This window comes from Pseudomonas sp. TE3644 (genome assembly GCF_056278815.1).
Window position 1 is genome coordinate 979185 of record NZ_JBWBQF010000001.1, and the last position, 21456, is coordinate 1000640.

The 21456-nt window shown below is 63.0% G+C and carries 22 protein-coding genes; all 22 read left to right on the plus strand.

Annotated features, from left to right (window positions below; all coding sequences use genetic code 11):
- The first annotated feature begins 16 nt into the window (after positions 1 to 16).
- The 22 genes from fliH (at position 17) to ACZ9GA_RS04550 (ending at position 21416) form a co-directional block, all read left to right on the plus strand.
- Positions 17 to 781 (plus strand): flagellar assembly protein FliH, encoded by a 765-nt coding sequence (gene fliH, locus ACZ9GA_RS04445; RefSeq protein ID WP_457356870.1) that lies wholly within the window; start codon positions 17 to 19, stop codon positions 779 to 781.
- Entirely contained in the window at positions 771 to 2129 is a 1359-nt protein-coding gene (gene fliI, locus ACZ9GA_RS04450) for a flagellar protein export ATPase FliI (protein WP_027981669.1), read from the plus strand. The genes fliH and fliI overlap by 11 nt, the downstream gene beginning before the upstream one ends.
- A 6-nt stretch (positions 2130 to 2135) precedes the next feature.
- Positions 2136 to 2585: a flagellar export protein FliJ gene (fliJ, locus tag ACZ9GA_RS04455; RefSeq protein ID WP_457356869.1), complete on the plus strand. Its 450-nt coding sequence runs from the start codon at positions 2136 to 2138 to the stop codon at positions 2583 to 2585.
- Positions 2586 to 2673: 88 nt separating this feature from the next.
- On the plus strand, positions 2674 to 2979 hold the full coding sequence (locus ACZ9GA_RS04460; protein ID WP_027981667.1) for an STAS domain-containing protein: 306 nt from the start codon (positions 2674 to 2676) through the stop codon (positions 2977 to 2979).
- Positions 2976 to 4688: a fused response regulator/phosphatase gene (locus tag ACZ9GA_RS04465; RefSeq protein ID WP_457356868.1), complete on the plus strand. Its 1713-nt coding sequence runs from the start codon at positions 2976 to 2978 to the stop codon at positions 4686 to 4688. Before ACZ9GA_RS04460 ends, ACZ9GA_RS04465 begins: the two co-directional genes overlap by 4 nt.
- Before the next feature lie 27 nt (positions 4689 to 4715).
- On the plus strand, positions 4716 to 5060 hold the full coding sequence (locus ACZ9GA_RS04470; RefSeq protein WP_457356867.1) for an Hpt domain-containing protein: 345 nt from the start codon (positions 4716 to 4718) through the stop codon (positions 5058 to 5060).
- A gap of 198 nt (positions 5061 to 5258) precedes the next feature.
- Positions 5259 to 6668: a flagellar hook-length control protein FliK gene (locus ACZ9GA_RS04475; RefSeq protein WP_457356866.1), complete on the plus strand. Its 1410-nt coding sequence runs from the start codon at positions 5259 to 5261 to the stop codon at positions 6666 to 6668.
- A 146-nt stretch (positions 6669 to 6814) separates the two neighbouring features.
- Positions 6815 to 7321 (plus strand): flagellar basal body-associated protein FliL, encoded by a 507-nt coding sequence (gene fliL, locus ACZ9GA_RS04480; protein ID WP_457356865.1) that lies wholly within the window; start codon positions 6815 to 6817, stop codon positions 7319 to 7321.
- 9 nt (positions 7322 to 7330) lie between these two features.
- On the plus strand, positions 7331 to 8299 hold the full coding sequence (fliM, locus tag ACZ9GA_RS04485; RefSeq protein ID WP_027981662.1) for a flagellar motor switch protein FliM: 969 nt from the start codon (positions 7331 to 7333) through the stop codon (positions 8297 to 8299).
- Between the two features lie 53 nt (positions 8300 to 8352).
- Positions 8353 to 8817 (plus strand): flagellar motor switch protein FliN, encoded by a 465-nt coding sequence (fliN, locus tag ACZ9GA_RS04490; RefSeq protein WP_457356864.1) that lies wholly within the window; start codon positions 8353 to 8355, stop codon positions 8815 to 8817.
- Positions 8818 to 9291 (plus strand): flagellar biosynthetic protein FliO, encoded by a 474-nt coding sequence (gene fliO, locus ACZ9GA_RS04495; protein ID WP_457356863.1) that lies wholly within the window; start codon positions 8818 to 8820, stop codon positions 9289 to 9291.
- The gene (gene fliP, locus ACZ9GA_RS04500) at positions 9291 to 10043 is read left to right on the plus strand and encodes a flagellar type III secretion system pore protein FliP (RefSeq protein WP_027981660.1); all 753 of its coding nucleotides are present in this window, start codon (positions 9291 to 9293) and stop codon (positions 10041 to 10043) included. The genes fliO and fliP overlap by 1 nt, the downstream gene beginning before the upstream one ends.
- A gap of 21 nt (positions 10044 to 10064) precedes the next feature.
- Positions 10065 to 10334, plus strand: coding sequence for a flagellar biosynthesis protein FliQ (gene fliQ, locus ACZ9GA_RS04505; RefSeq protein WP_457356862.1), 270 nt, complete (start codon positions 10065 to 10067; stop codon positions 10332 to 10334).
- A complete protein-coding gene (gene fliR / locus ACZ9GA_RS04510; protein WP_457356861.1) occupies positions 10331 to 11116 on the plus strand; it encodes a flagellar biosynthetic protein FliR in 786 nt (261 codons plus the stop codon). Before fliQ ends, fliR begins: the two co-directional genes overlap by 4 nt.
- 1 nt (position 11117) lies before the next feature.
- A complete protein-coding gene (gene flhB, locus ACZ9GA_RS04515) occupies positions 11118 to 12254 on the plus strand; it encodes a flagellar biosynthesis protein FlhB (protein WP_457356860.1) in 1137 nt (378 codons plus the stop codon).
- A gap of 297 nt (positions 12255 to 12551) precedes the next feature.
- The gene (gene flhA / locus ACZ9GA_RS04520; RefSeq protein ID WP_457356859.1) at positions 12552 to 14681 is read left to right on the plus strand and encodes a flagellar biosynthesis protein FlhA; all 2130 of its coding nucleotides are present in this window, start codon (positions 12552 to 12554) and stop codon (positions 14679 to 14681) included.
- Positions 14682 to 14692: 11 nt separating this feature from the next.
- Positions 14693 to 16009, plus strand: a complete 1317-nt coding sequence (gene flhF / locus ACZ9GA_RS04525; protein WP_457356858.1) for a flagellar biosynthesis protein FlhF — start codon at positions 14693 to 14695, stop codon at positions 16007 to 16009.
- Positions 16010 to 16132: 123 nt separating this feature from the next.
- The gene (gene fleN / locus ACZ9GA_RS04530; RefSeq protein WP_008374846.1) at positions 16133 to 16966 is read left to right on the plus strand and encodes a flagellar synthesis regulator FleN; all 834 of its coding nucleotides are present in this window, start codon (positions 16133 to 16135) and stop codon (positions 16964 to 16966) included.
- Complete coding sequence (gene fliA / locus ACZ9GA_RS04535) at positions 16960 to 17709, plus strand: RNA polymerase sigma factor FliA (RefSeq protein ID WP_457363578.1); 750 nt, start codon at positions 16960 to 16962, stop codon at positions 17707 to 17709. The genes fleN and fliA overlap by 7 nt, the downstream gene beginning before the upstream one ends.
- Positions 17710 to 17986: 277 nt before the next feature.
- Positions 17987 to 18361 carry a chemotaxis response regulator CheY gene (locus ACZ9GA_RS04540; protein ID WP_457356857.1) on the plus strand — a complete coding sequence of 125 codons (375 nt, stop codon included), beginning with the start codon at positions 17987 to 17989 and terminating at the stop codon, positions 18359 to 18361.
- Positions 18362 to 18380: 19 nt separating this feature from the next.
- Positions 18381 to 19169, plus strand: coding sequence for a protein phosphatase CheZ (locus ACZ9GA_RS04545; protein ID WP_027981652.1), 789 nt, complete (start codon positions 18381 to 18383; stop codon positions 19167 to 19169).
- Between the two features lie 12 nt (positions 19170 to 19181).
- Positions 19182 to 21416: a chemotaxis protein CheA gene (locus tag ACZ9GA_RS04550; protein ID WP_457356856.1), complete on the plus strand. Its 2235-nt coding sequence runs from the start codon at positions 19182 to 19184 to the stop codon at positions 21414 to 21416.
- Positions 21417 to 21456 lie beyond the last annotated feature (40 nt).

Consider the following 21456-nt stretch of genomic DNA (forward strand, 5'->3'; position numbering starts at 1 on the left):
CCATCAGGAATAATCAATGTCCCGCCCCTCCGAACAACACCCCAGTGACCTGATTCGCGCCGAGGATCTGCAAGGTTTCGACCTGTGGGCCATCCCCAGCTTCGACCCCGAGATACCCGAGCCTGAGCCCGAGCCGGAACCGGTGATCGAGGAAATCGAGGAAGTGCCGCTTGAAGAAGTGCAGCCACTGACCCTCGAAGAGCTGGAAAGCATCCGCCAGGAGGCCTACAACGAAGGCTTCGCCACCGGCGAGAAAGAAGGCTTCCACAGCACCACCCTCAAGGTGCGCCAGGAGGCCGAAGTGGCCCTGGCCGCCAAGCTGCAAAACCTGGAACAGCTGATGCAGCACCTGATGGCCCCCATCGCCGAGCAGGACAGCCAGATCGAAAAATCCCTGGTGGAACTGGTAGGGCACATCACCCGCCAGGTGATCCAGCGCGAACTCAAGACCGACTCCAGCCAGATCGAGCACGTGCTGCGCGAAGCCCTCAAGCTGCTGCCCATGGGCGCCGGCAACGTGCGGATCTTCGTCAACCCGCAGGACTTCGAGCAGGTCAAGGGCCTGCGCGAGCGTCATGAAGAAACCTGGCGCATCCTGGAAGACAGCGCGCTGCTGCCGGGCGGTTGCCGCGTGGAATCAGAGCACAGCCGCATCGACGCCAGCATCGAGACACGCATTACCCAGGCCTTGGCGCAGCTGTTCGATCAGTTGCACGAGCAGGCCCAGCACCCCGCCGAACCCGACCTGAGCGTCGACCTGGAAGGCCCCGATGCGCCTTGATCGCACCAGCTTCGCCAAGCGCCTGGGCAGCTACGCCCCGGCCGTGAGCCTGCCGGCACAACCGGTGCTGGAAGGCCGCCTGCTGCGCATGGTCGGCCTGACGCTGGAGGCCGAAGGCCTGCGCGCCGCCATGGGCAGCCGCTGCGTGGTGATCAACGACGACAGCTATCACCCCGTGCAGGTGGAAGCCGAGGTGATGGGCTTCTCCGGTACCAAGGTATTCCTGATGCCGGTGGGCAGCGTGGCGGGCATTGCCCCCGGCGCCCGCGTGGTGCCGCTGGCCGACACCGGCCGCCTGCCCATGGGCATGAGCATGCTGGGCCGTATTCTTGACGGTGCCGGCCGCGCGCTGGACGGCAAGGGCGGCATGAAGGCCGAAGACTGGGTGCCCATGGACGGCCCCACCATCAACCCGCTCAAGCGCGACCCCATCAGCCAGCCGCTGGACGTGGGCATTCGCTGCATCAACGGTTTGTTGACGGTAGGCCGCGGCCAGCGTCTGGGCCTGTTCGCCGGTACCGGCGTGGGCAAGAGCGTGCTGCTGGGCATGATGACCCGCTTCACCGAGGCTGACATCATCGTCGTCGGCCTGATCGGCGAACGGGGCCGCGAGGTGAAGGAATTCATTGAGCACATCCTGGGCGAGGAAGGCCTCAAGCGCTCGGTGGTGGTGGCGTCGCCCGCCGACGAAGCGCCGCTGATGCGACTGCGCGCGGCCATGTACTGCACGCGCATCGCCGAATATTTCCGCGACAAGGGCAAGAACGTCCTGTTGCTGATGGACTCCCTGACCCGTTTCGCCCAGGCCCAGCGGGAAATCGCCCTGGCCATCGGCGAACCGCCGGCCACCAAGGGTTACCCGCCGTCGGTGTTCGCCAAGCTGCCCAAGCTGGTGGAGCGCGCCGGCAACGCCGAGGCCGGCGGTGGTTCGATCACCGCTTTCTACACCGTGCTGTCCGAAGGCGATGACCAGCAGGACCCCATCGCCGACTCGGCGCGGGGCGTGCTCGATGGCCACATCGTGCTGTCGCGGCGCCTGGCGGAGGAGGGGCACTACCCGGCCATCGACATCGAAGCCTCGATCAGCCGGGTAATGCCCAGCGTGGTCAGCCCGCAGCACATGGGCCAGGCCCAGCACTTCAAACAGCTGTGGTCGCGCTACCAGCAAAGCCGCGACCTGATCAGCGTGGGCGCCTACGTGCCCGGCGGCGACCGCGAGACGGACCTGGCGATCAACCTGCACCCCACCCTGGTGCGCTACCTGCGCCAAGGGCTGGATGACAACGAAAGCCTGGCCGCCAGCAGCGAGCGCCTGGCTGCCGTGTTCAAGCCTGTCGCGCCGAGCTGATAGGCCATGGCGATCAGTCGCGCAGCCCGCCTGGCCCCGGTGGTGGACATGGCCGAAAAGACCGAGCGCACCGCCGCCCAGCGGCTGGGGCACTTTCAGGGCCAGGTCCGTCTGTCCGAAACCAAACTTGCAGAGCTCGATCGCTATCGCGAGGACTACCAGGCCCAGTGGCACACCTACGGCAGCAAGGGTGTGTCCGGCCAATGGCTGATGAACTACCAGCGTTTTTTGAACCAACTGGAAACTGCCGTTGCCCAACAGAGGCAGAGCCTGGCCTGGCACCAGAAAAACCTCGAAAACGCGCGGGTCACCTGGCAACAGGCCTACGCGCGGGTAGAGGGGCTGCGCAAGCTGGTACAGCGCTACATCGATGAAGCCCGGGCGCTGGAGGACAAGCGCGAGCAGAAGCTGCTCGACGAACTGTCCCAGCGTTTGCCGCGCCAGGCCAGTTTCTAGCCAATTATTTGTCAAGCCGCAGGTTGCCGGTGGCCGTCCACGATGCTAAACCTTGTACGGAGCTGGCTAATTTAAAGGAATTTCGTACATGGCCGTAAACGCTGACTACTCCGCCCAGGGAAAAGAGCTGACCATCAGCATTAATGGTCGGTTCGACTTTGGTTCCCATCAGGACTTTCGCAACGCCTACGAGCGTGTGAACGAGAAGCCCAAGGCCTATCGCATCGATCTGAAGAACACCACCTACCTCGACAGCTCGGCCCTGGGCATGCTGTTGCTGCTGCGCGACCACGCTGGCGGCGACTCGGCCAAGGTGCGGCTGGTGAACAGCAACAGTGACGTCAAGAAAATCCTGGCGATTTCCAACTTCGACAAGTTGTTCGAGATCGAATGAACATGCTCGCGGCCAGTGAACCGCTGACCGTACTGATCGCCGATGACAACATGACCGACCGCATGTTGCTGTCCAGCATCGTACGCAGACAAGGCCACCGCGTGTTGACCGCCAGCGATGGCCAGGAAGCCATCGATGTATTCGCCGAACGCCGTCCGCAGCTGGTGCTGCTGGACGCCATGATGCCGGTGGTGGACGGCTTCGAGGCTGCGCGGCAAATCAAGGAGCTGGCCGGCGAGGCGCTGGTGCCGATCATTTTTCTCACCTCCATGACCGAAGAGCAGGCGCTGGTGCGCTGCCTGGAGGCCGGTGGTGACGATTTTCTGGCGAAACCCTACAACCAGGTAATCCTGGCCGCCAAGATCAAGGCCATGGACCGTCTGCGTCGCCTGCAGGCGACGGTGCTGGAGCAGCGCGACCAGATTACCCGCCACCACGGCTACCTGCTGAACGAGCAGCGCGTGGCCAAGGCGGTATTCGATCAGGTGGCCCATTCCGGCTGCCTCAGCTCACCCAATATTCGCTACATGCAGTCGCCCTACGCGCTGTTCAATGGCGACCTGCTGCTGGCCTCGTTCACACCGTCGGGCGGCATGCACCTGCTGCTGGGCGATTTCACCGGCCACGGCTTGCCGGCGGCGGTGGGCGCCATGCCCCTGGCCGAAGTGTTCTACGGCATGACCGCCAAGGGCTACGGCCTGCCGGAGATCCTGCGCGAGATGAACGCCAAGCTCAAACGCATCCTGCCGGTGGACATGTTCTGCTGCGCGACCCTGCTCAACCTCAACTTCCAGCGCCGCATCGTCGAGGTGTGGAACGGCGGCATGCCTGACGGCTACCTGCACCGCGTCGAAGAGAACGAGCATGTGCCGCTGCGTTCGCGCCACCTGCCATTGGGCGTGCTGTCGCGTGCCACCTTCCAGGACAAGACCGAGGTGTTTGCCCTGGAGCCTGGTGATCGCTTGTTCCTGATGTCGGACGGGGTGATCGACACCGCAGACAGCGATGATCAGTTGTTTGGCCTGGAGCGCTTGCAGCGGGTGTTCGACCTCAACAAGGACCCGGACCTGCTGTTCGAGGACATCCAGGCAGCGCTCAAGCAGTTCCGCGGCGAGTCGCGCGACGACGTCAGCATGGTCCAGGTCAAGATGGTCGAGCCCGACACGCTCGAACAGCCGGCCCTGGTCTATTCCGACAGCGGCGCGTCCAGCCCGCTGAACTGGTCCATGAGCCTGGAGTTGCGCGCCGATACCCTCAAGCGCTTCAACCCCTTGCCCTACCTGCTGCAACTGCTGCAGGAAATCCATGGCCTGCGAGCCCAGAGCGGGGCGCTGTACAGCGTGCTGTCGGAGCTGTACTCCAATGCCCTGGAACACGGGGTGCTGGGCCTGGATTCCAATCTCAAGCGCGACGCCGAAGGTTTTGCGCAATACTATGAACAACGCAATACCCGCCTCAGCCAGTTGACCGACGGGTATGTACGCCTGCATTTCCTGGTGCAGCCCGAGGGCCGGGGCGGGCGGCTGATCATCGATGTCGAGGACAGCGGTCACGGCTTCGATGCGCGTCAGGTGATGTCGCGGCCCCTGGAGGACAAAGGGCTTTCCGGGCGAGGGCTGCGGTTGATCAGGCAATTGAGCGACAGTGCGCAGTGGTCTGACGACGGACGCAGCGCCTGCGTGGAATTTTCCTGGGAGGCTCTGGCATAATCCCAGGCTTGATCAAGGAGCGAACAAGTGTCCAACCAGCATCTGGATTACGACGTGCTCAGCGCGTTGCAGGAAGTCATGGAGGAGGAGTATCCGCTGTTGCTCGATACTTTTCTGACCGACTCGGAAGTGCGCCTCAACGAATTGCACAAGGCCACCGACCCGCATCAGCTGGGCCAGGCTGCCCACAGCTTCAAGGGCAGCAGCAGCAACATGGGCGCCCTGCAGCTGGCGGATCTTTGTCGCCAGCTGGAAGAGCGCGTCAAGCACCCGCCACTCAACGACATCGAAGACCTGGTCAACCGCATCGACCACGAATTCGCCGAAGTGCGCCGCCTCTACCGCGACGAGCGCCAGCGCTTTCCCTGCTGATATCGTAGCCGCTGCCGTCAGGCTGCGCTGGCCGGTGTGAACCCTGAAGATCTGCAGTGGTACACAGGGCCAGCGCAGCCTGGCGGCAGCGGCTACAAGGTAATCGTCTGCAAAGTATCGAATTTTTTACATCTGGCCCGACTCTTGCTACCAACCCTGCACCTGTACCCCCGATTTCAGTGCAGCGGAGACCTGTCAATGTCAGTCGCGTCAAACCCTCTCTTGCAGCTCAGCAGCACGGCGAGCACTCAGGCCAGCACCCTAGCCAGCCTGAGCAAAACCGCCGAGCCCGCCAAGGACACGTCTTCCGACTTCGCCAAGGTGTATGCCAAGCAGTCCCAGCCCACCACGGTCAAGTCCACGGTGGCGGACCATCAGCAGGCCGCCAGCCGGCAGGATCAGGTCGCCAGCCAAGCCAAGAGCAAGACTGCCAGCGACAAGGATACTGCCGCCACCAAGCCCGCGGTTGCCGGTAGCGGCAAGGATTTGCCTGCCCAAAAGACCGCCAAGGCGGACAAGGGCGACAGCACGGCCAAGAGCGACAAGGCCGACAAGGCCAAGGACGATGATCAGGATGATGATGCGGTCGCCGATGCCACGTCCACCGACGCCACCCCGGTTGCCGTAACCCCCCAGGACCCGACCACCCCCGTGGCACCGACGCCGGACCTGACCCAGCTTCAGGCGCAGCAGCCCACGCCTGTGCCGGACCCTGCGCAGACCGCCGCCCTGATTCAGGTGCCGACCCCTGCGCCGGCGCAGGACGCCACCGCCAGCACCGAGGCCGACAGCTTCGATCCGTCCAAGGACGACCCGCTGGCCAACATGCCTGCCCTGCGCCTGGCGCTGGAGCAAAGCGCCAAGGCCCAGGGCACCACCTCGGCCCATGCGCAGACCGACGACAAGGCGGCCAGCAACGTCAACGCCGGCACGGACCAAAGTTTTGCCACGGGCCTTGCCGCCATGGTGGTGCAGCAGAAGGCCTCGGGTGAAAGCGACGTCAGCGACCAGGCATTCGGCGGCCAGATCGAGGAAGGTCTGAAAAACGTCAAAGGTGCCACGGCCGACACACGTATCGACGATTTCGCCAATCGCCTGGCGGCCATGACCGACGCGCCGACGGCCAAGACCGCTGCGGCCACTCCCGTGCAGGCGCCCACCACGCAACTGGCGATGAACCAGAGTGGCTGGACCGAAGGCGTGGTCAACCGCGTGATGTACCTGTCCAGCCAGAACCTGAAGTCGGCGGACATCCAGCTGACCCCGGCCGAACTGGGTCGCCTGAGCATCCGCGTGGACATGAGCCCCGACCAGGCCACCGCCGTGACCTTCACCAGCGCCCACCTGCACGTGCGTGAAGCGCTGGAAAGCCAGCAGGGCAAGCTCAAGGACATGTTCGCCGAGCAGGGCATGGGCCAGCTTGACGTGAACGTCTCCGACCAGTCGCGCCAGTCCTCCCAGGACCAGGCGCAGCAAGGCCAGCGCACCAGCCGCGGCACCAGTGGCAGCGACAGCCTGGACGGTGTGGCGGCGGCCTCGCCGCTGGCGGCCGAGCCGACCGTGCAGCAGGTGATCGTCGGCACCAGCGCGATCGATTACTACGCCTGATTGGGTGGGCATTGGGGCCAGCGCAGCCTGGCCTTTGCGTTCACCGAAGATCCCGGCTTTGTGAAAATCCCGACAAATCTGGCATAACACTTGCTCCACCCTGTGCAGGTGAGTGTTAACCCCCCGATTAGTGACGGATTATTGGCATGGCGAAGAGCGAAGCAGCAGAGAAAGAACCCAGCGCAGGTAAAGGCAAGCTCAAGATGATCATTCTTCTTGTGGTGGTGCTGCTGCTGGTCATTGGTGGTTCCGTGGGTGCTACCTGGTTCTTCCTGCACAAAGGCGCCGAGGCCAAGCCGGCCGAAGCTGCCGCCGCAGCCCCTGCTGGCAAGCAGCCGGCGCTGTATCAGCCGCTGACCCCGGCGTTCGTGGTCAACTTCAAGCAGGACGGCCGCGACCGCTACATGCAGGTCAGCCTGACCATGCAGGCCCGCGACAAAACTGACCTGGATGCCCTGATGGTGCATATGCCGGTCATCCGCAATGACCTGGTGATGATGTTCTCCGGCGAGAACTTCGCCACCCTGGCCACCCCGGTGGGCCAGGAGATGCTGCGCCAGAAAGCCACGGCGGCGGTGCAGGCCGTGGCCCAGAAAGAAGTCGGCAAGCCGGTCATCGACCAGTTGCTTTTCACTAACTTCGTATTGCAGTAGGAACACGACATGGCCGTGCAAGACCTGCTGTCCCAGGATGAGATCGACGCCCTGTTGCACGGCGTCGACGATGGGCTGGTGCAGACCGAGAGTATTGGCGAGCCTGGCAGCGTCAAAAGTTATGACCTGACCAGCCAGGACCGTATCGTGCGCGGCCGCATGCCGACGCTCGAGATGATCAACGAGCGCTTTGCCCGCTACACCCGCATCAGCATGTTCAACCTGCTGCGCCGCTCGGCGGACGTGGCGGTGGGCGGTGTGCAGGTGATGAAATTCGGTGAATACGTGCACTCGCTTTACGTGCCCACCAGCCTCAACCTGGTCAAGGTCAAACCCTTGCGCGGTACCGGCCTGTTCATCCTCGACGCCAAGCTGGTGTTCAAGCTGGTGGACAACTTCTTCGGTGGCGATGGCCGCCACGCCAAGATCGAAGGGCGTGAGTTCACGCCTACCGAACTGCGCGTGGTGCGCATGGTGCTGGACCAGGCCTTCATCGACATGAAGGAAGCCTGGCAGGCGATCATGGAAGTGAACTTCGAGTACATCAACTCCGAAGTGAACCCGGCCATGGCCAACATCGTCGGCCCAAGCGAAGCGGTAGTGGTGTCCACCTTCCACATCGAACTCGATGGCGGTGGCGGCGACCTGCACGTGACCATGCCGTACTCGATGGTGGAGCCGATTCGCGAGATGCTCGACGCCGGCTTCCAGTCCGACCTGGACGACCAGGACGAGCGCTGGAGCAAGGCCCTGCGCGAAGACCTGCTGGACGTCAGCGTGCCGGTGGGTGCCACGGTTGCCCGTCGCCAGCTGCGCCTGCGCGACATCCTGCACATGCAGCCCGGCGACGTGATCCCGGTGGAACTGCCGGAAGAATTGATTCTGCGCGCCAACGGCGTGCCGTCTTTCAAGGCCAAGCTGGGCTCCCACAAGGGCAACCTGGCATTGCAAGTAATCGAGCCGATCGAGCGCCGCTAAGGCAGTGTCGATAAGCCTACAACCCTGAATTTACTGCCCGTCGAGGACCTCTGATGGCTGACGAACACGAAATGACCTCCCCGGAAGACCAGGCCCTGGCTGACGAATGGGCTGCGGCCCTGGGTGAATCCGGCGACGCCGGGCAAAGCGACATCGATGCACTGCTGGCCGCCGACGCCGGCAGCTCGGGCGGCTCGCGCCTGGCGATGGAAGAATTCGGCAGCTCGCCCAAGCATAACGGCCCGGTGAGCATGGACGGCCCCAACCTGGACGTGATCCTGGACATCCCGGTGACCATCTCCATGGAAGTGGGCGCCACCGACATCAACATCCGCAACCTGCTGCAACTCAACCAGGGCTCGGTGATCGAGCTGGACCGCCTGGCCGGCGAGCCGCTGGACGTGCTGGTCAACGGCACGCTGATCGCCCATGGCGAAGTCGTGGTGGTCAACGAGAAGTTCGGCATCCGCCTGACCGACGTGATCAGCCCCAGCGAACGTATCAAGAAGCTGCGCTGAATGGGCCGCTTGCTGACGTTGCTGCTGGCCCTGCCACTGCCGGCATTCGCCGCCACCGTGACGCCGCCTGCGCCAGGCGCTGCCCCGGCCGCGGCACCCGCCGCGCCGGCGGTGGGTTCGGCCCTGGGCGGGGGCATTGCCGGGCAACTGACGCAGCTGATGCTGGGGCTGTTGCTGGTCATCGGCCTGATCTTCGCCCTGGCCTGGGTGCTGCGCCGCGTTCAGCAGAACGCCCCCAGCGGTGGCCAAGTGATCGAGCTGCTGGGCTCGCGTGCCCTGGGCCCGCGCGACCGGCTGGTGCTGGTGCAGGTGGGCGGTGAGCAGATTCTGCTGGGCCTGAGCCCGGGCCGCATTGCCCCGCTGCACGTGATGCAGCAGCCTATCGAGATGCCGGCGAAAACCAAGCCGGCCTCGCCAGAGTTTGCCCAGCGCCTGATGGAGTTGCTGGGCAAGGACCACAAGGATAAGCACTGATGGGCGCGTTGCGCTTTTTGTTGACCCTGGCACTGGTGGTGGCCGCGCCGATGGCGCTGGCTGCCGACCCGTTGTCGATCCCGGCGATCACCCTGGGCACTGGCGCCAACGGCCAGCAGGAATACTCGGTCAGCCTGCAGATTCTGCTGATCATGACGGCGCTGAGCTTTATTCCGGCGTTCGTCATGCTGATGACCAGCTTTACCCGCATCATCATCGTCTTCTCCATCCTGCGTCAGGCCCTGGGCCTGCAGCAGACGCCGTCCAACCAGTTGCTGACGGGCATGGCGCTGTTCCTGACCATGTTCATCATGGCGCCGGTGTTCGACAAGGTGAACCAGCAGGCCCTGCAACCGTACCTGGCCGAGAAAATGAGCGCCCAGGATGCGGTGCTCAAGGCCGAAGGGCCGGTGAAGGACTTCATGCTGGCGCAGACGCGCCAGAGTGACCTGGACCTGTTCATGCGCCTGTCGCGGCGCACCGACATCGCCAGCCCCGACCAGGCGCCGCTGACCATCGTGGTGCCGGCGTTCGTCACGTCCGAACTCAAGACCGCGTTCCAGATCGGCTTCATGATCTTCATCCCGTTCCTGATCATCGACCTGGTGGTAGCCAGCGTGCTGATGGCGATGGGTATGATGATGCTGTCGCCGCTGATCATTTCGCTGCCGTTCAAGATCATGCTGTTTGTGCTGGTAGATGGCTGGGCATTGATCATCGGTACCCTGGCCGGCAGTTTTGGCGGCGTCTGAGGCGCCCCACGGAGATTCGTCATGACCCCTGAAGTGGCTGTTGACCTGTTTCGCAGCGCGTTGTGGCTGACCACCGTGATGGTCGGCATCCTGGTGGTGCCCAGCCTGGTGGTGGGCCTGATCGTGGCCATGTTCCAGGCGGCCACGCAGATCAACGAACAGACCCTGAGCTTTCTGCCGCGCCTGCTGGTGATGCTGATCACCCTGATCATCGTCGGGCCGTGGCTGGTGCGTACGTTCATGGAGTACATCACCAACTTGTACACCAGCATCCCGCAAGTGATTGGATGAACCCGCTCCTGCACCTGACCGACGCCCAGATCGGCGCCTGGGTCGCCAGCTTCATGCTGCCGCTGTTTCGCGTGGGTTCCATGCTGATGGCCATGCCGGTGTTCGGCACCACCATGGTCTCCAAGCGCATTCGCCTGTACCTGGCCCTGGCCATCACGGTGGTGATCGCGCCGTCGCTGCCGCCGATGCCGGTGGTGGATGCCTTGACGCTCAAAGGGCTGATGCTGGCGGGTGAGCAGATCATCATCGGCTCGTTGCTGGGTTTCTCCCTGCAGATGCTGTTCCAGGCCTTCCTGATTGCCGGGCAGATCCTGGCCATCCAGATGGGCATGGGCTTCGCTTCCATGAACGACCCGGTCAACGGCGTGCAGACGGCGGTGGTGGGGCAGTTCTTCACCATGCTGGTGACCCTGCTGTTCCTGGCCATGAACGGCCACCTGGTTGCGTTCGAAGTGCTGGTGGAGAGCTTTACCACCTTGCCGGTGGGCGGCGGTGTGCTGGTCAATCAGTTCTGGGAACTGGTGATGCACATGAGCTGGGTGCTGGCGGCGGCGGTGGTCCTGGTGTTGCCGGCCATCACCGCGCTGCTGGTGGTCAACGTCGCCTTCGGCGTGATGACTCGCGCCGCGCCGCAGTTGAACATCTTTTCCATCGGCTTTCCGCTGACGCTGGTCATGGGCATGGTGATCCTGTGGCTGAGCCTGGGCGATATTCTCAACCAATACCAGCCCATGGCCACCGAGGCCTTGCAGTGGCTGCGCGAGCTGGCACGGGCACGCTGACATGGCAGAAAGCGAGAGCGGTCAGGACAAGACAGAAGACCCCACGGAGAAAAAACTCCGTGAGGCGCGTGAAAATGGCGAAGTGGCCCGCTCCAAGGAGCTCAACACCCTGGCGGTGATGATCGGCGGCTGCGGCGCCTTGCTGGCCTACGGCGGGCATCTGGCGCAGACGCTGATGGAGCTGATGCGCATGAACTTCCACCTCAGCCGCGAGGCCATTCTGGATCAGAGCCAGATGGGCCTGTTCCTGCTGGCGTCGGGCAAGCTGGCGATCAGCGCGGTGATGCCGATCCTGGTGGTGCTGATCGTGGTGTCGTTCATCGCGCCCATCTCCCTGGGGGGCTGGCTGTTCTCGCCGGGGTCCCTGGCGCCCAAATTCAGTCGCATGAACCCGCTCAGCGGCATCAAGCGCATGTTCTCCATGCACGCGCTGACCGAGCTGCTGAAGGCGCTGGCGAAATTTTTCGTGGTGCTGCTGGTGGCGCTGTTCGTGTTGAAAAAGGACCGTAACGACCTGCTGAGCATTGCCCACGAGCCGCTGGAAATGGCCATTATCCACTGCGTGCAACTGGTGGGCTGGAACGCGCTGTGGATGTCCATGGGCTTGATGATCATTGCTGCCGTGGACGTGCCGATCCAGATGTACCAGTCGCGCCAGAAGCTGCTGATGACCAAGCAGGAGGTGCGCGACGAGCACAAGGACAGCGAAGGGCGGCCGGAGGTCAAACAGCGCATTCGCCAGTTGCAGCGCGAGATGTCCCAGCGGCGCATGATGTCGGCCATCCCCACGGCCGACGTGATCATCACCAACCCGACCCACTACGCCGTGGCGCTCAAGTACGACCCCGAGAAGGGCAATGCGCCGATGCTGCTGGCCAAGGGTACCGACTTCATTGCCTTGAAGATCCGCGAGATCGGCAACGAGCACAACATCCAGATCCTCGAATCACCGGCGCTGGCGCGGTCGATCTTCTACTCCACCGAGCTTGAGCAGCAGATTCCTGCCGGCCTGTACCTGGCCGTGGCCCAGGTGCTGGCCTACGTCTACCAGATCCGCCAATACCGCGCCGGGCGCGGCAAGCGGCCTATCCCGCTCAAGGACCTGCCGATCCCACCGGATTTGCGTCGGGATAGTTGATTGGTGGTGTCTGGTTCCCGGGCAGAGCCCGGTCCTACACCGATCGCGGCAGTTGTGTCAGGAAGGCAAAGCGGTCCGCTTTTGAGGGTTCCAGCAATGAACCTGCAGCGCCTCCGAAGGCGGACCGCTTTGCATCACTGACACAACTGCCGTGATCGGTGTAGGACCGGGCTCTGCCCGGGAACCAGGCGACACCGAATTTCCCGCCTTCCACAAAAGTTGGAAAGGTTCTTGCAAAGGCATACCCACAGCGCCACCAAGGCGTCAAAAGTTTGCTTGAGATCACGGGGACTATCGGTGGATCGCACTCAGTTAATCAACACCGCGCGCAGCAACCTGGTCGGCCTCGGCCGGGGCAGTCTGGGTGTGCCGCTGTTGCTGTTGATCATGCTGGCAATGATGATGTTGCCGGTTCCGCCGTTTTTGCTCGACGTGTTTTTCACCTTCAACATCGCGTTGTCGATCGTGGTACTGCTGGTGTGCGTGTACGCCCTGCGGCCGCTGGACTTCGCCGTGTTCCCCACCATCCTTCTGGTGGCCACATTGCTGCGCCTGGCGCTGAACGTGGCGTCCACCCGGGTGGTGATGCTGCACGGCCACGACGGCCACCAGGCCGCGGGCAAGGTGATCCAGGCCTTCGGTGAGGTGGTGATCGGCGGTAACTACGTGGTCGGTGCGGTGGTGTTCGCCATCCTCATGATCATCAACTTCGTGGTAGTGACCAAGGGTGCCGGGCGTATCTCCGAGGTGAGCGCGCGCTTCACCCTGGACGCCATGCCCGGCAAACAGATGGCCATCGACGCCGACCTCAACGCCGGCCTCATCGACCAGGCCCAGGCCAAGCTGCGCCGCCTGGAAGTGGCCCAGGAAGCCGAGTTCTACGGTTCCATGGACGGTGCCAGCAAGTTCGTGCGCGGTGACGCCATCGCCGGCCTGCTGATCCTGTTCATCAACCTGCTGGGCGGCATGGCCGTTGGTATCTTCCAGCACGGCTTGAGTTTCTCCGAAGCGGGCAAGGTTTACGCTCTGCTGACCATTGGTGACGGATTAGTGGCACAATTGCCATCACTGTTGCTGTCGACGGCCGCGGCCATCATGGTGACCCGTGCTTCGGGCTCCGAAGACATGGGTAAGCAGATCAACCGTCAGATGTTTGCCTCGCCCAAGGCGCTGGCGGTGTCCGCGGGCCTGATGGCGGTGATGGGCGCGGTACCGGGCATGCCCCATGTATCGTTCCTGTTTCTGGCAGGGCTGGCAGGTGGTGCTGCGTACCTGGTGTGGAAAAAACAGAGTGAGGCCAAGGTGGCTGCCGCTGCCGAAGTGCAGCGCCAGCAGGACCTGCTGCCATCGCCGACCCGCGCCCAGGACACCAAGGAGCTGGGCTGGGACGACGTGACCCCGATCGACATGATCGGCCTGGAAGTGGGCTACCGGCTGATTCCGCTGGTGGACCGCAACCAGGGTGGCCAGCTGCTGGCGCGGATCAAGGGTGTGCGCAAGAAGCTGTCCCAGGACCTGGGCTTCCTGATGCCCACCGTGCACATCCGCGACAACCTGGACCTGGCGCCCAGCGCCTACCGTTTGACGCTGATGGGCGTGATCCTGGCCGAAGCCGAGATTTACCCGGACCGCGAGCTGGCGATCAACCCGGGCCAAGTGTTTGGCACCCTCAACGGTATTACCGCCAAGGATCCGGCTTTTGGCCTGGACGCGGTATGGATCGAGTTGAGCAACCGGCCGCAGGCGCAGTCGCTGGGTTACACCGTGGTGGACGCCAGTACGGTAGTGGCCACGCACTTGAACCAGATCCTGTCCAAGCACGCTCACGAGCTGATTGGTCACGAGGAAGTCCAGCAATTGCTGTCCGTACTGGCAAAAGGCTCGCCCAAGCTTGCCGAAGAGTTGGTGCCGGGCGTGCTGTCGCTGTCCAACCTGTTGAAGGTGTTGCAGGCGCTGTTGGCCGAGCAAGTGCCGGTGCGCGACATTCGCAGCATCGCCGAAGCCATCGCCAACAACGCCGTGAAGAGTCAAGATACCGCCGCTTTGGTGCAGGCTGTTCGTGTCGGCCTGAGCCGCGCAATCGTCCAAAGCATTGTAGGGCTTGACTCCGAGCTGCCTGTTATCACCCTGGAACCAAGGTTGGAACAGATATTGCTCAATAGTTTGCAGAAGGCCGGTCAAGGTCAGGAAGAAGGCGTTCTGCTGGAGCCAAGCATGGCCGAGAAGCTGCAACGTTCCCTGATCGATGCGGCACAACGCCAGGAAATGGCCGGGCAACCGGTGATCCTCCTGGTGGCGGGTCCGATCCGCGCGATGCTCTCGCGCTTCGGCCGCCTGGCAGTACCAAATTTACATGTCTTGGCGTACCAGGAAATTCCTGACAACAAGCAAGTAACTATCGTTGCGACAGTAGGGCCCAACGGCTGAGGTAGTGGGTTATGCAAGTTAAGCGTTTTTTCGCCGCCGATATGCGTCAGGCCATGAAGCTGGTCCGTGACGAGCTGGGCGCCGATGCCGCGATCATCGGCAACCGTCGGATTGCCGGCGGCGTCGAGCTCACTGCCGCGCTGGACTACAAACTGTCCGCGCTGGCACCGCGTGTGCCGAACATGGAGCTTGAGGACGAACTGCGCAAAACGCAGTCGCGTATCGTCAATGCCCAGGCCGAACTGACCACCCGTGGCGAAAGCGACGCGGTCACCAACCGGCAGCTGTTTGCCGGCCTGCCGCTGACCGCGGCCGAGCCGCTGGTGGAACCGGTGTTCCAGGAACCGCCACGCCCGCAGGCCCCGCCTGCCGCCGCGCCGGTAGACCAGCGCCTGTTCGAGTCGATGCGTTCGGAACTCAACGGCCTGCGCGAGCTGCTGGAAGTGCAACTTGGCTCCCTGGCCTGGACGCAGCTGCAAGGCAGCAAGCCCGCCCAGGCCAACCTGTGGCGCCGCCTGCAGCGCATCGGCCTGTCGGGCCCGCTGTCGCGCGAGCTGCTGGAAATGGTGGGCGAGATCAACGAGCCACGTCAGGCCTGGCGCATGTTGCTGGCGCACCTGGCCCGCATGATCGCCACCCCGGAGGTGGAGCCATTGGAGGAGGGCGGTGTGATCGCCATGGTCGGCCCTGCCGGCATGGGCAAGACCACCACCCTGGCCAAGCTGGCAGCCCGTTACGTGCTCAAGTACGGCGCGCAGAACATCGCGCTGGTGAGCATGGACAGCTTCCGCATCGGTGCCCAGGAGCAGCTCAAGACCCTGGGTCGTATTCTCAATGTGCCGGTGACCCACGTCGACCCGGGCCAGTCCCTGGCCCAGGCGCTGGAGCCGCTGCTGCGCAAGCGCGTGGTGCTGATCGATACCGCCGGCCTGCAAGCCAGCGACCCGGCCCTGCGCCTGCAGCTGGAAAGCCTGGCCGGTCGCGGCATCAAGTCGCGCAATTATCTGGTCCTGGCCACCACCAGCCAGAAGCAAGTGTTGAGCGCCGCTTACCATAGTTACAAGCGTTGCGGGCTGGCAGGTTGTATCCTGACGAAATTGGACGAATCGGCAAGCCTTGGCGAAGTGCTGAGCCTGGCGATTGGTCATGAACTACCAGTGGCTTATCTCACCGACGGGCCACGCATTCCGGACGATTTGCACTTGCCACGACGGCACCAGTTGGTCAGCCGCGCGGTGAACGTGCAAATGCAGGATGAGCCCAGCGAAGAGGCCATGGCCGATATGTTCGCTGATCTCTACCACAGCCCGAGTAAACGTGTTGGCTGAGGTGAATGTTATGAAGTCGTTGCAATCTACCTACATTGTTGGTCTGCCGGGCATTCTTCAAGTTGTTGAAAGCGCAGCCAGTCATGTGGCCTCGGTCTAAGTAAGACAAGGTAAAGAACGAACATGGGCAGCATGCATCCCGTACAGGTGATCGCCGTTACAGGCGGCAAAGGCGGCGTCGGCAAGACCAACGTGTCAGTGAACTTGTCTCTGGCGCTGGCCGAACTGGGTCGTCGAGTGATGTTGTTGGACGCAGACCTTGGCCTGGCGAACGTCGACGTCCTGCTGGGCCTGACACCGAAAAGAACCCTCGCCGATGTGATCGAGGGCCGCTGTGAGCTGCGCGATGTGCTGCTCCAGGGCCCCGGTGGCATCCGCATCGTGCCGGCCGCGTCCGGCACCCAGAGCATGGTGCACCTGACACCCGCTCAACACGCAGGCCTGATCCAGGCTTTCAGCGACATCGGCGACAACCTCGATGTGCTGGTGATCGACACCGCGGCCGGCATCGGCGATTCGGTAGTCAGCTTTGTGCGCGCCGCCCAGGAAGTACTGCTGGTGGTGTGCGACGAGCCGACCTCGATCACCGACGCCTACGCGTTGATCAAACTGCTGAACCGCGATTACGGCATGAACCGCTTCCGCGTGCTGGCCAACATGGCCCAGAGCCCGCAGGAAGGCCGTAACCTGTTCGCCAAGCTGACCAAGGTGACCGACCGCTTCCTCGACGTGGCCCTGCAATACGTGGGCGCCGTGCCGTATGACGAATGCGTGCGCAAGGCCGTGCAGAAACAGCGCGCGGTCTACGAAGCGTTCCCACGCTCCAAATGCGCGCTGGCCTTCAAGGCCATCGCCCAGAAGGTCGACACCTGGCCGTTGCCAGCCAACCCACGCGGGCATCTGGAGTTCTTCGTCGAGCGCCTGGTGCAGCAGACCAGTGCAGGGCCGGTATCATGAGCGCCAGCGGCTATCGGATGTACAGCAAGGCCTCCCGCGAGTCTCAGCAGTACGAGCTGATCGAGCGCTATGCGCCACTGGTCAAGCGTATTGCCTACCACTTGCTGGCGCGTCTGCCGGCCAGCGTTCAGGTCGAAGACCTGATCCAGGCCGGCATGATCGGCCTGCTGGAGGTGTCGACCAAGTACGACTCCACCAAGGGTGCCAGTTTCGAGACCTACGCCGGTATCCGCATTCGTGGCGCCATGCTGGACGAGGTGCGCAAGGGTGACTGGGCACCGCGCTCGGTGCACCGCAACACCCGCATGGTCAGTGACGCGATTCGCGCAATCGAAGCGAAAACCGGTCGCGACGCTAAAGATCATGAAGTTGCGGCCGAACTCCAGTTGAGTCTGGATGATTACTACGCGATTTTGAACGACACCCTGGGCAGCCGCCTGTTCAGCTTCGACGACCTGTTGCAGGACGGCGAGCATGAAGGCCTGCACGAGGATGGCGCCAGCCAGGGCCTTGAGCCCTCGCGGGACCTGGAAGACGAGCGCTTCCAGGCGGCATTGACCGACGCCATTGCCAATCTTCCGGAGCGCGAGCGTCTGGTTCTGGCCCTCTATTACGATGAGGAGCTGAACCTCAAGGAGATCGGCGAAGTGCTGGGGGTCAGCGAATCGCGGGTCAGCCAGTTGCACAGCCAATGCGCGGCGCGTCTGCGCAGCCGGCTGGGCGAATGGCGCGCACGCGCCTAAACGGGGTTTTCAAGGTTCGGGTATCACTGCCCTGTAGCCGCTGCCGCCAGGCTGCGCTGGCCCTGGGGTTCACTGGAAATATCCAGTGTGAAGAGGGCCAGCGCAGCCTTCGGCAGCGGCTACAGGCGCGATTGCGTGATGCCGGGCTGGATTTGGGGATGCGGCATGGGTATTTTCCTTGCCGCACGTCATGTAGTGCACTAGCCAGATTTGATTGAATGCGCGTTCGGGGACCGGACGCGTTTAAGACTGCTTGGAGGTCTAATTGGACAAGAACATGAAAATCCTCATCGTTGACGACTTCTCGACGATGCGGCGGATCATCAAGAACCTGTTGCGCGACCTGGGCTTCACCAATACCCAGGAAGCCGATGATGGCGTCACCGCACTGCCGATGCTGCACAGCGGCAGCTTCGACTTCCTGGTGACCGACTGGAACATGCCTGGCATGTCCGGCATCGACCTGCTGCGCCAGGTGCGCGCCGATGATCGCCTCAAGCACCTGCCGGTGCTGATGGTGACCGCCGAGGCCAAGCGCGAGCAGATCATCGAAGCGGCCCAGGCTGGCGTCAACGGCTACGTGGTCAAGCCATTCACGGCACAAGTGCTGAAAGAGAAAATCGAGAAGATTTTCGAGCGCGTCAATAGCTGATGTCCGCCACGGGGGTGCTATGGAGCATAAGAACTCATCTTTGGGCGACTTCGAGTCGACCCTGAAGAAACATGCCCAGGAGTTGGTCGAGAGCCTGGAAAAAGGCAAATTCGGCGACGCTGTGCAATTGATCCATGAGCTGAACCAGACCCGTGATCGTGGCCTGTACCAGGAAGTTGGCAAGCTCACCCGCGAGCTGCACAGTGCGATCGTCAGTTTCCAGATTGACCCGCACATGCCGCAAGCCGAGGAAGTTTCACAGATCACGGATGCTACCGAGCGCCTCTCTTATGTGGTCAGGCTCACCGAGGGTGCGGCCAACCGCACCATGGACCTGGTGGAGCAGAGCACGCCGGTGCTCAATGAACTGAGCACCGATGCCAAGGCGCTGAGCGCCGACTGGCAGCGCTTCATGCGCAAGGAAGTCGGCGCCGCCGAATTCCGCGAGCTGGTGAAGCGCGTCGACGGCTTTCTGACGCAAAGCGAGCAGGGCACCCGCAAGGTCTCCGGCGCGCTGAACGACATTCTGCTGGCGCAGGATTACCAGGACCTTACCGGTCAGGTGATCAAGCGCGTGACCCAATTGGTCACGGAAGTGGAGAGCAATCTGCTCAAGCTGGTGCTCATGGCCAGCCAGGTAGACCGCTTTGCGGGTATCGAACACGATCGTGATCAGCTTCGTGCAGAAAAAGATCAAGAAAAACATCCCACTCGGGGTGAAGGTCCGCAGATTCATGCCGATAAACGTGAAGACGTTGTGTCCGGTCAGGACGATGTCGACGATCTGCTATCCAGTCTTGGTTTTTAAGGGGCACGTTAAATGAGCTTCGGCGCCGACGAAGAAATCCTCCAGGATTTCCTGGTAGAAGCCGGTGAAATTCTTGAGCAACTTTCCGAACAATTGGTCGAGCTGGAAAGCCGACCCGATGACGGTGATTTGCTCAATGCAATTTTTCGCGGTTTTCACACTGTAAAAGGGGGCGCCGGCTTCCTCCAGCTCAACGAGCTGGTGGAGTGCTGTCACATCGCCGAGAACGTGTTCGACATCCTGCGCAAGGGTGAGCGTCGCGTGGACTCGGAGCTGATGGACGTGGTGCTCGAAGCGCTCGACGCGGTGAACGGCATGTTCACCGAAGTCCGCGAGCGTACCGACATCACCCCAGCCACCCCTGAGCTGCTCGCAGCATTGTCACGCCTGGCGGAGCCTGCGGGCCCTGAAGAGGCCGTGGCGGTGGTCGAGGAGCCGGCACCGGAAGCCGAAGAAGTTGCCGATTCAGGCGACATCACTGACAGTGAATTCGAACAACTGCTGGACTCGCTCAATGCCGCCAAGGCCCAGGCCGAAGCGCCTGTTGCCCAGGCACCGGCCAGTCAGGCGCCTGCCGCCGACAGCGACGAAATCACCGACGACGAATTCGAGTCGCTGCTGGACCAGTTGCATGGCAAGGGCCAGTTCGCGCCTGACGCCGTGGCAACCCCGGCTGCGCCGGCTGCCGCCAGTGGTGCGGCCAGCGACGAAATCACCGATGACGAATTCGAAGCCTTGCTGGATCAGCTGCATGGCAAGGGCTCCTTTGTGCCCGACGCCCTCGCAGGTGATGCCAAGCCCGCCGATGCCGCGCCTGCTGCAGGCGAAGCACCGAAGGCGGCAGGCGGTGACCTGATCACCGACGACGAATTCGAATCCCTGCTCGACGAGCTGCACGGCAAGGGCAAGTTCACCGAACCTGCTGCCGGGGCTGCCGGCGCTGCCGCCGTGGCTGCCCCGGTGGCTGCCAAGCCGGCCGCCAAGCCCGCTGCCGCCCCGGCACCGGCCAAGGCTGCCGCCGCGCCTGCCCCGGCTCGCGCTGCTGCCCCGGCTGCGGAAAAACACGCCCCCAGCGAAGCGGAAACCACCGTGCGCGTCGACACCGCGCGGCTGGACGAAATCATGAACATGGTCGGCGAGCTGGTGCTGGTGCGTAACCGTCTGGTGCGCCTGGGTGCCAACAGCGGCGACGAGTCCATGCAAAAGGCGGTGTCCAACCTGGACGTGGTGACCGCCGACCTGCAGACCGCAGTCATGAAGACCCGCATGCAGCCGATCAAGAAGGTCTTCGGCCGCTTCCCTCGTCAGGTTCGCGACCTGGCACGCCAGCTCAAGAAAGAGATCAACCTGGAGCTGATCGGCGAAGAGACTGACCTGGACAAAAACCTGGTGGAGGCCCTGGCCGACCCACTGGTGCACTTGGTGCGCAACGCCGTCGACCACGGCGTGGAAACCCCCGAAGAGCGCGAAGCCGCCGGCAAATCGCGCAACGGCAAGGTGGTGCTGTCCGCCGAGCAGGAAGGTGACCATATCCTCTTGTCCATCAGCGATGACGGCAAGGGCATGGACCCCAACGTGCTGCGTGCCAAGGCCGTTGAAAAAGGCCTGATGGACAAGGATGCAGCCGACCGCCTGAGCGAGACCGACTGCTACAACCTGATCTTCGCCCCGGGCTTCTCCACCAAGACCGAGATTTCCGACGTGTCGGGCCGCGGCGTGGGCATGGACGTGGTGAAAACCAAGATCTCCCAGCTCAACGGCTCGATCAACATCTACTCGGCCAAGGGCCAGGGTTCGAAGATCGTCATCAAGGTGCCGTTGACCCTGGCGATCATGCCGACCCTGATGGTGATGCTGGGCAACCAGGCCTTCGCTTTCCCGCTGGTCAACGTCAACGAGATTTTCCACCTGGACCTGTCGCGCACCAACGTGGTCGACGGTCAGGAAGTGGTGATCGTGCGCGACAAGGCGCTGCCACTGTTCTACCTCAAGCGCTGGCTGGTCAGTTCGGCCGCGCACGAGGAGCAGCGTGAAGGCCACGTGGTGATTCTGTCGGTGGGCACCCAGCGCATCGGCTTTGTGGTCGATCAATTGGTGGGCCAGGAAGAGGTTGTCATCAAGCCACTGGGCAAGATGCTCCAGGGTACGCCGGGCATGTCGGGCGCCACCATTACCGGTGACGGTCGCATCGCCCTGATTCTCGATGTTCCGAGCATGCTCAAGCGCTACGCAGCGCGGCGTATTTGATTCTGGGGGCGGGGCGCAAGGTGCGCCCGCCCTCTAATGG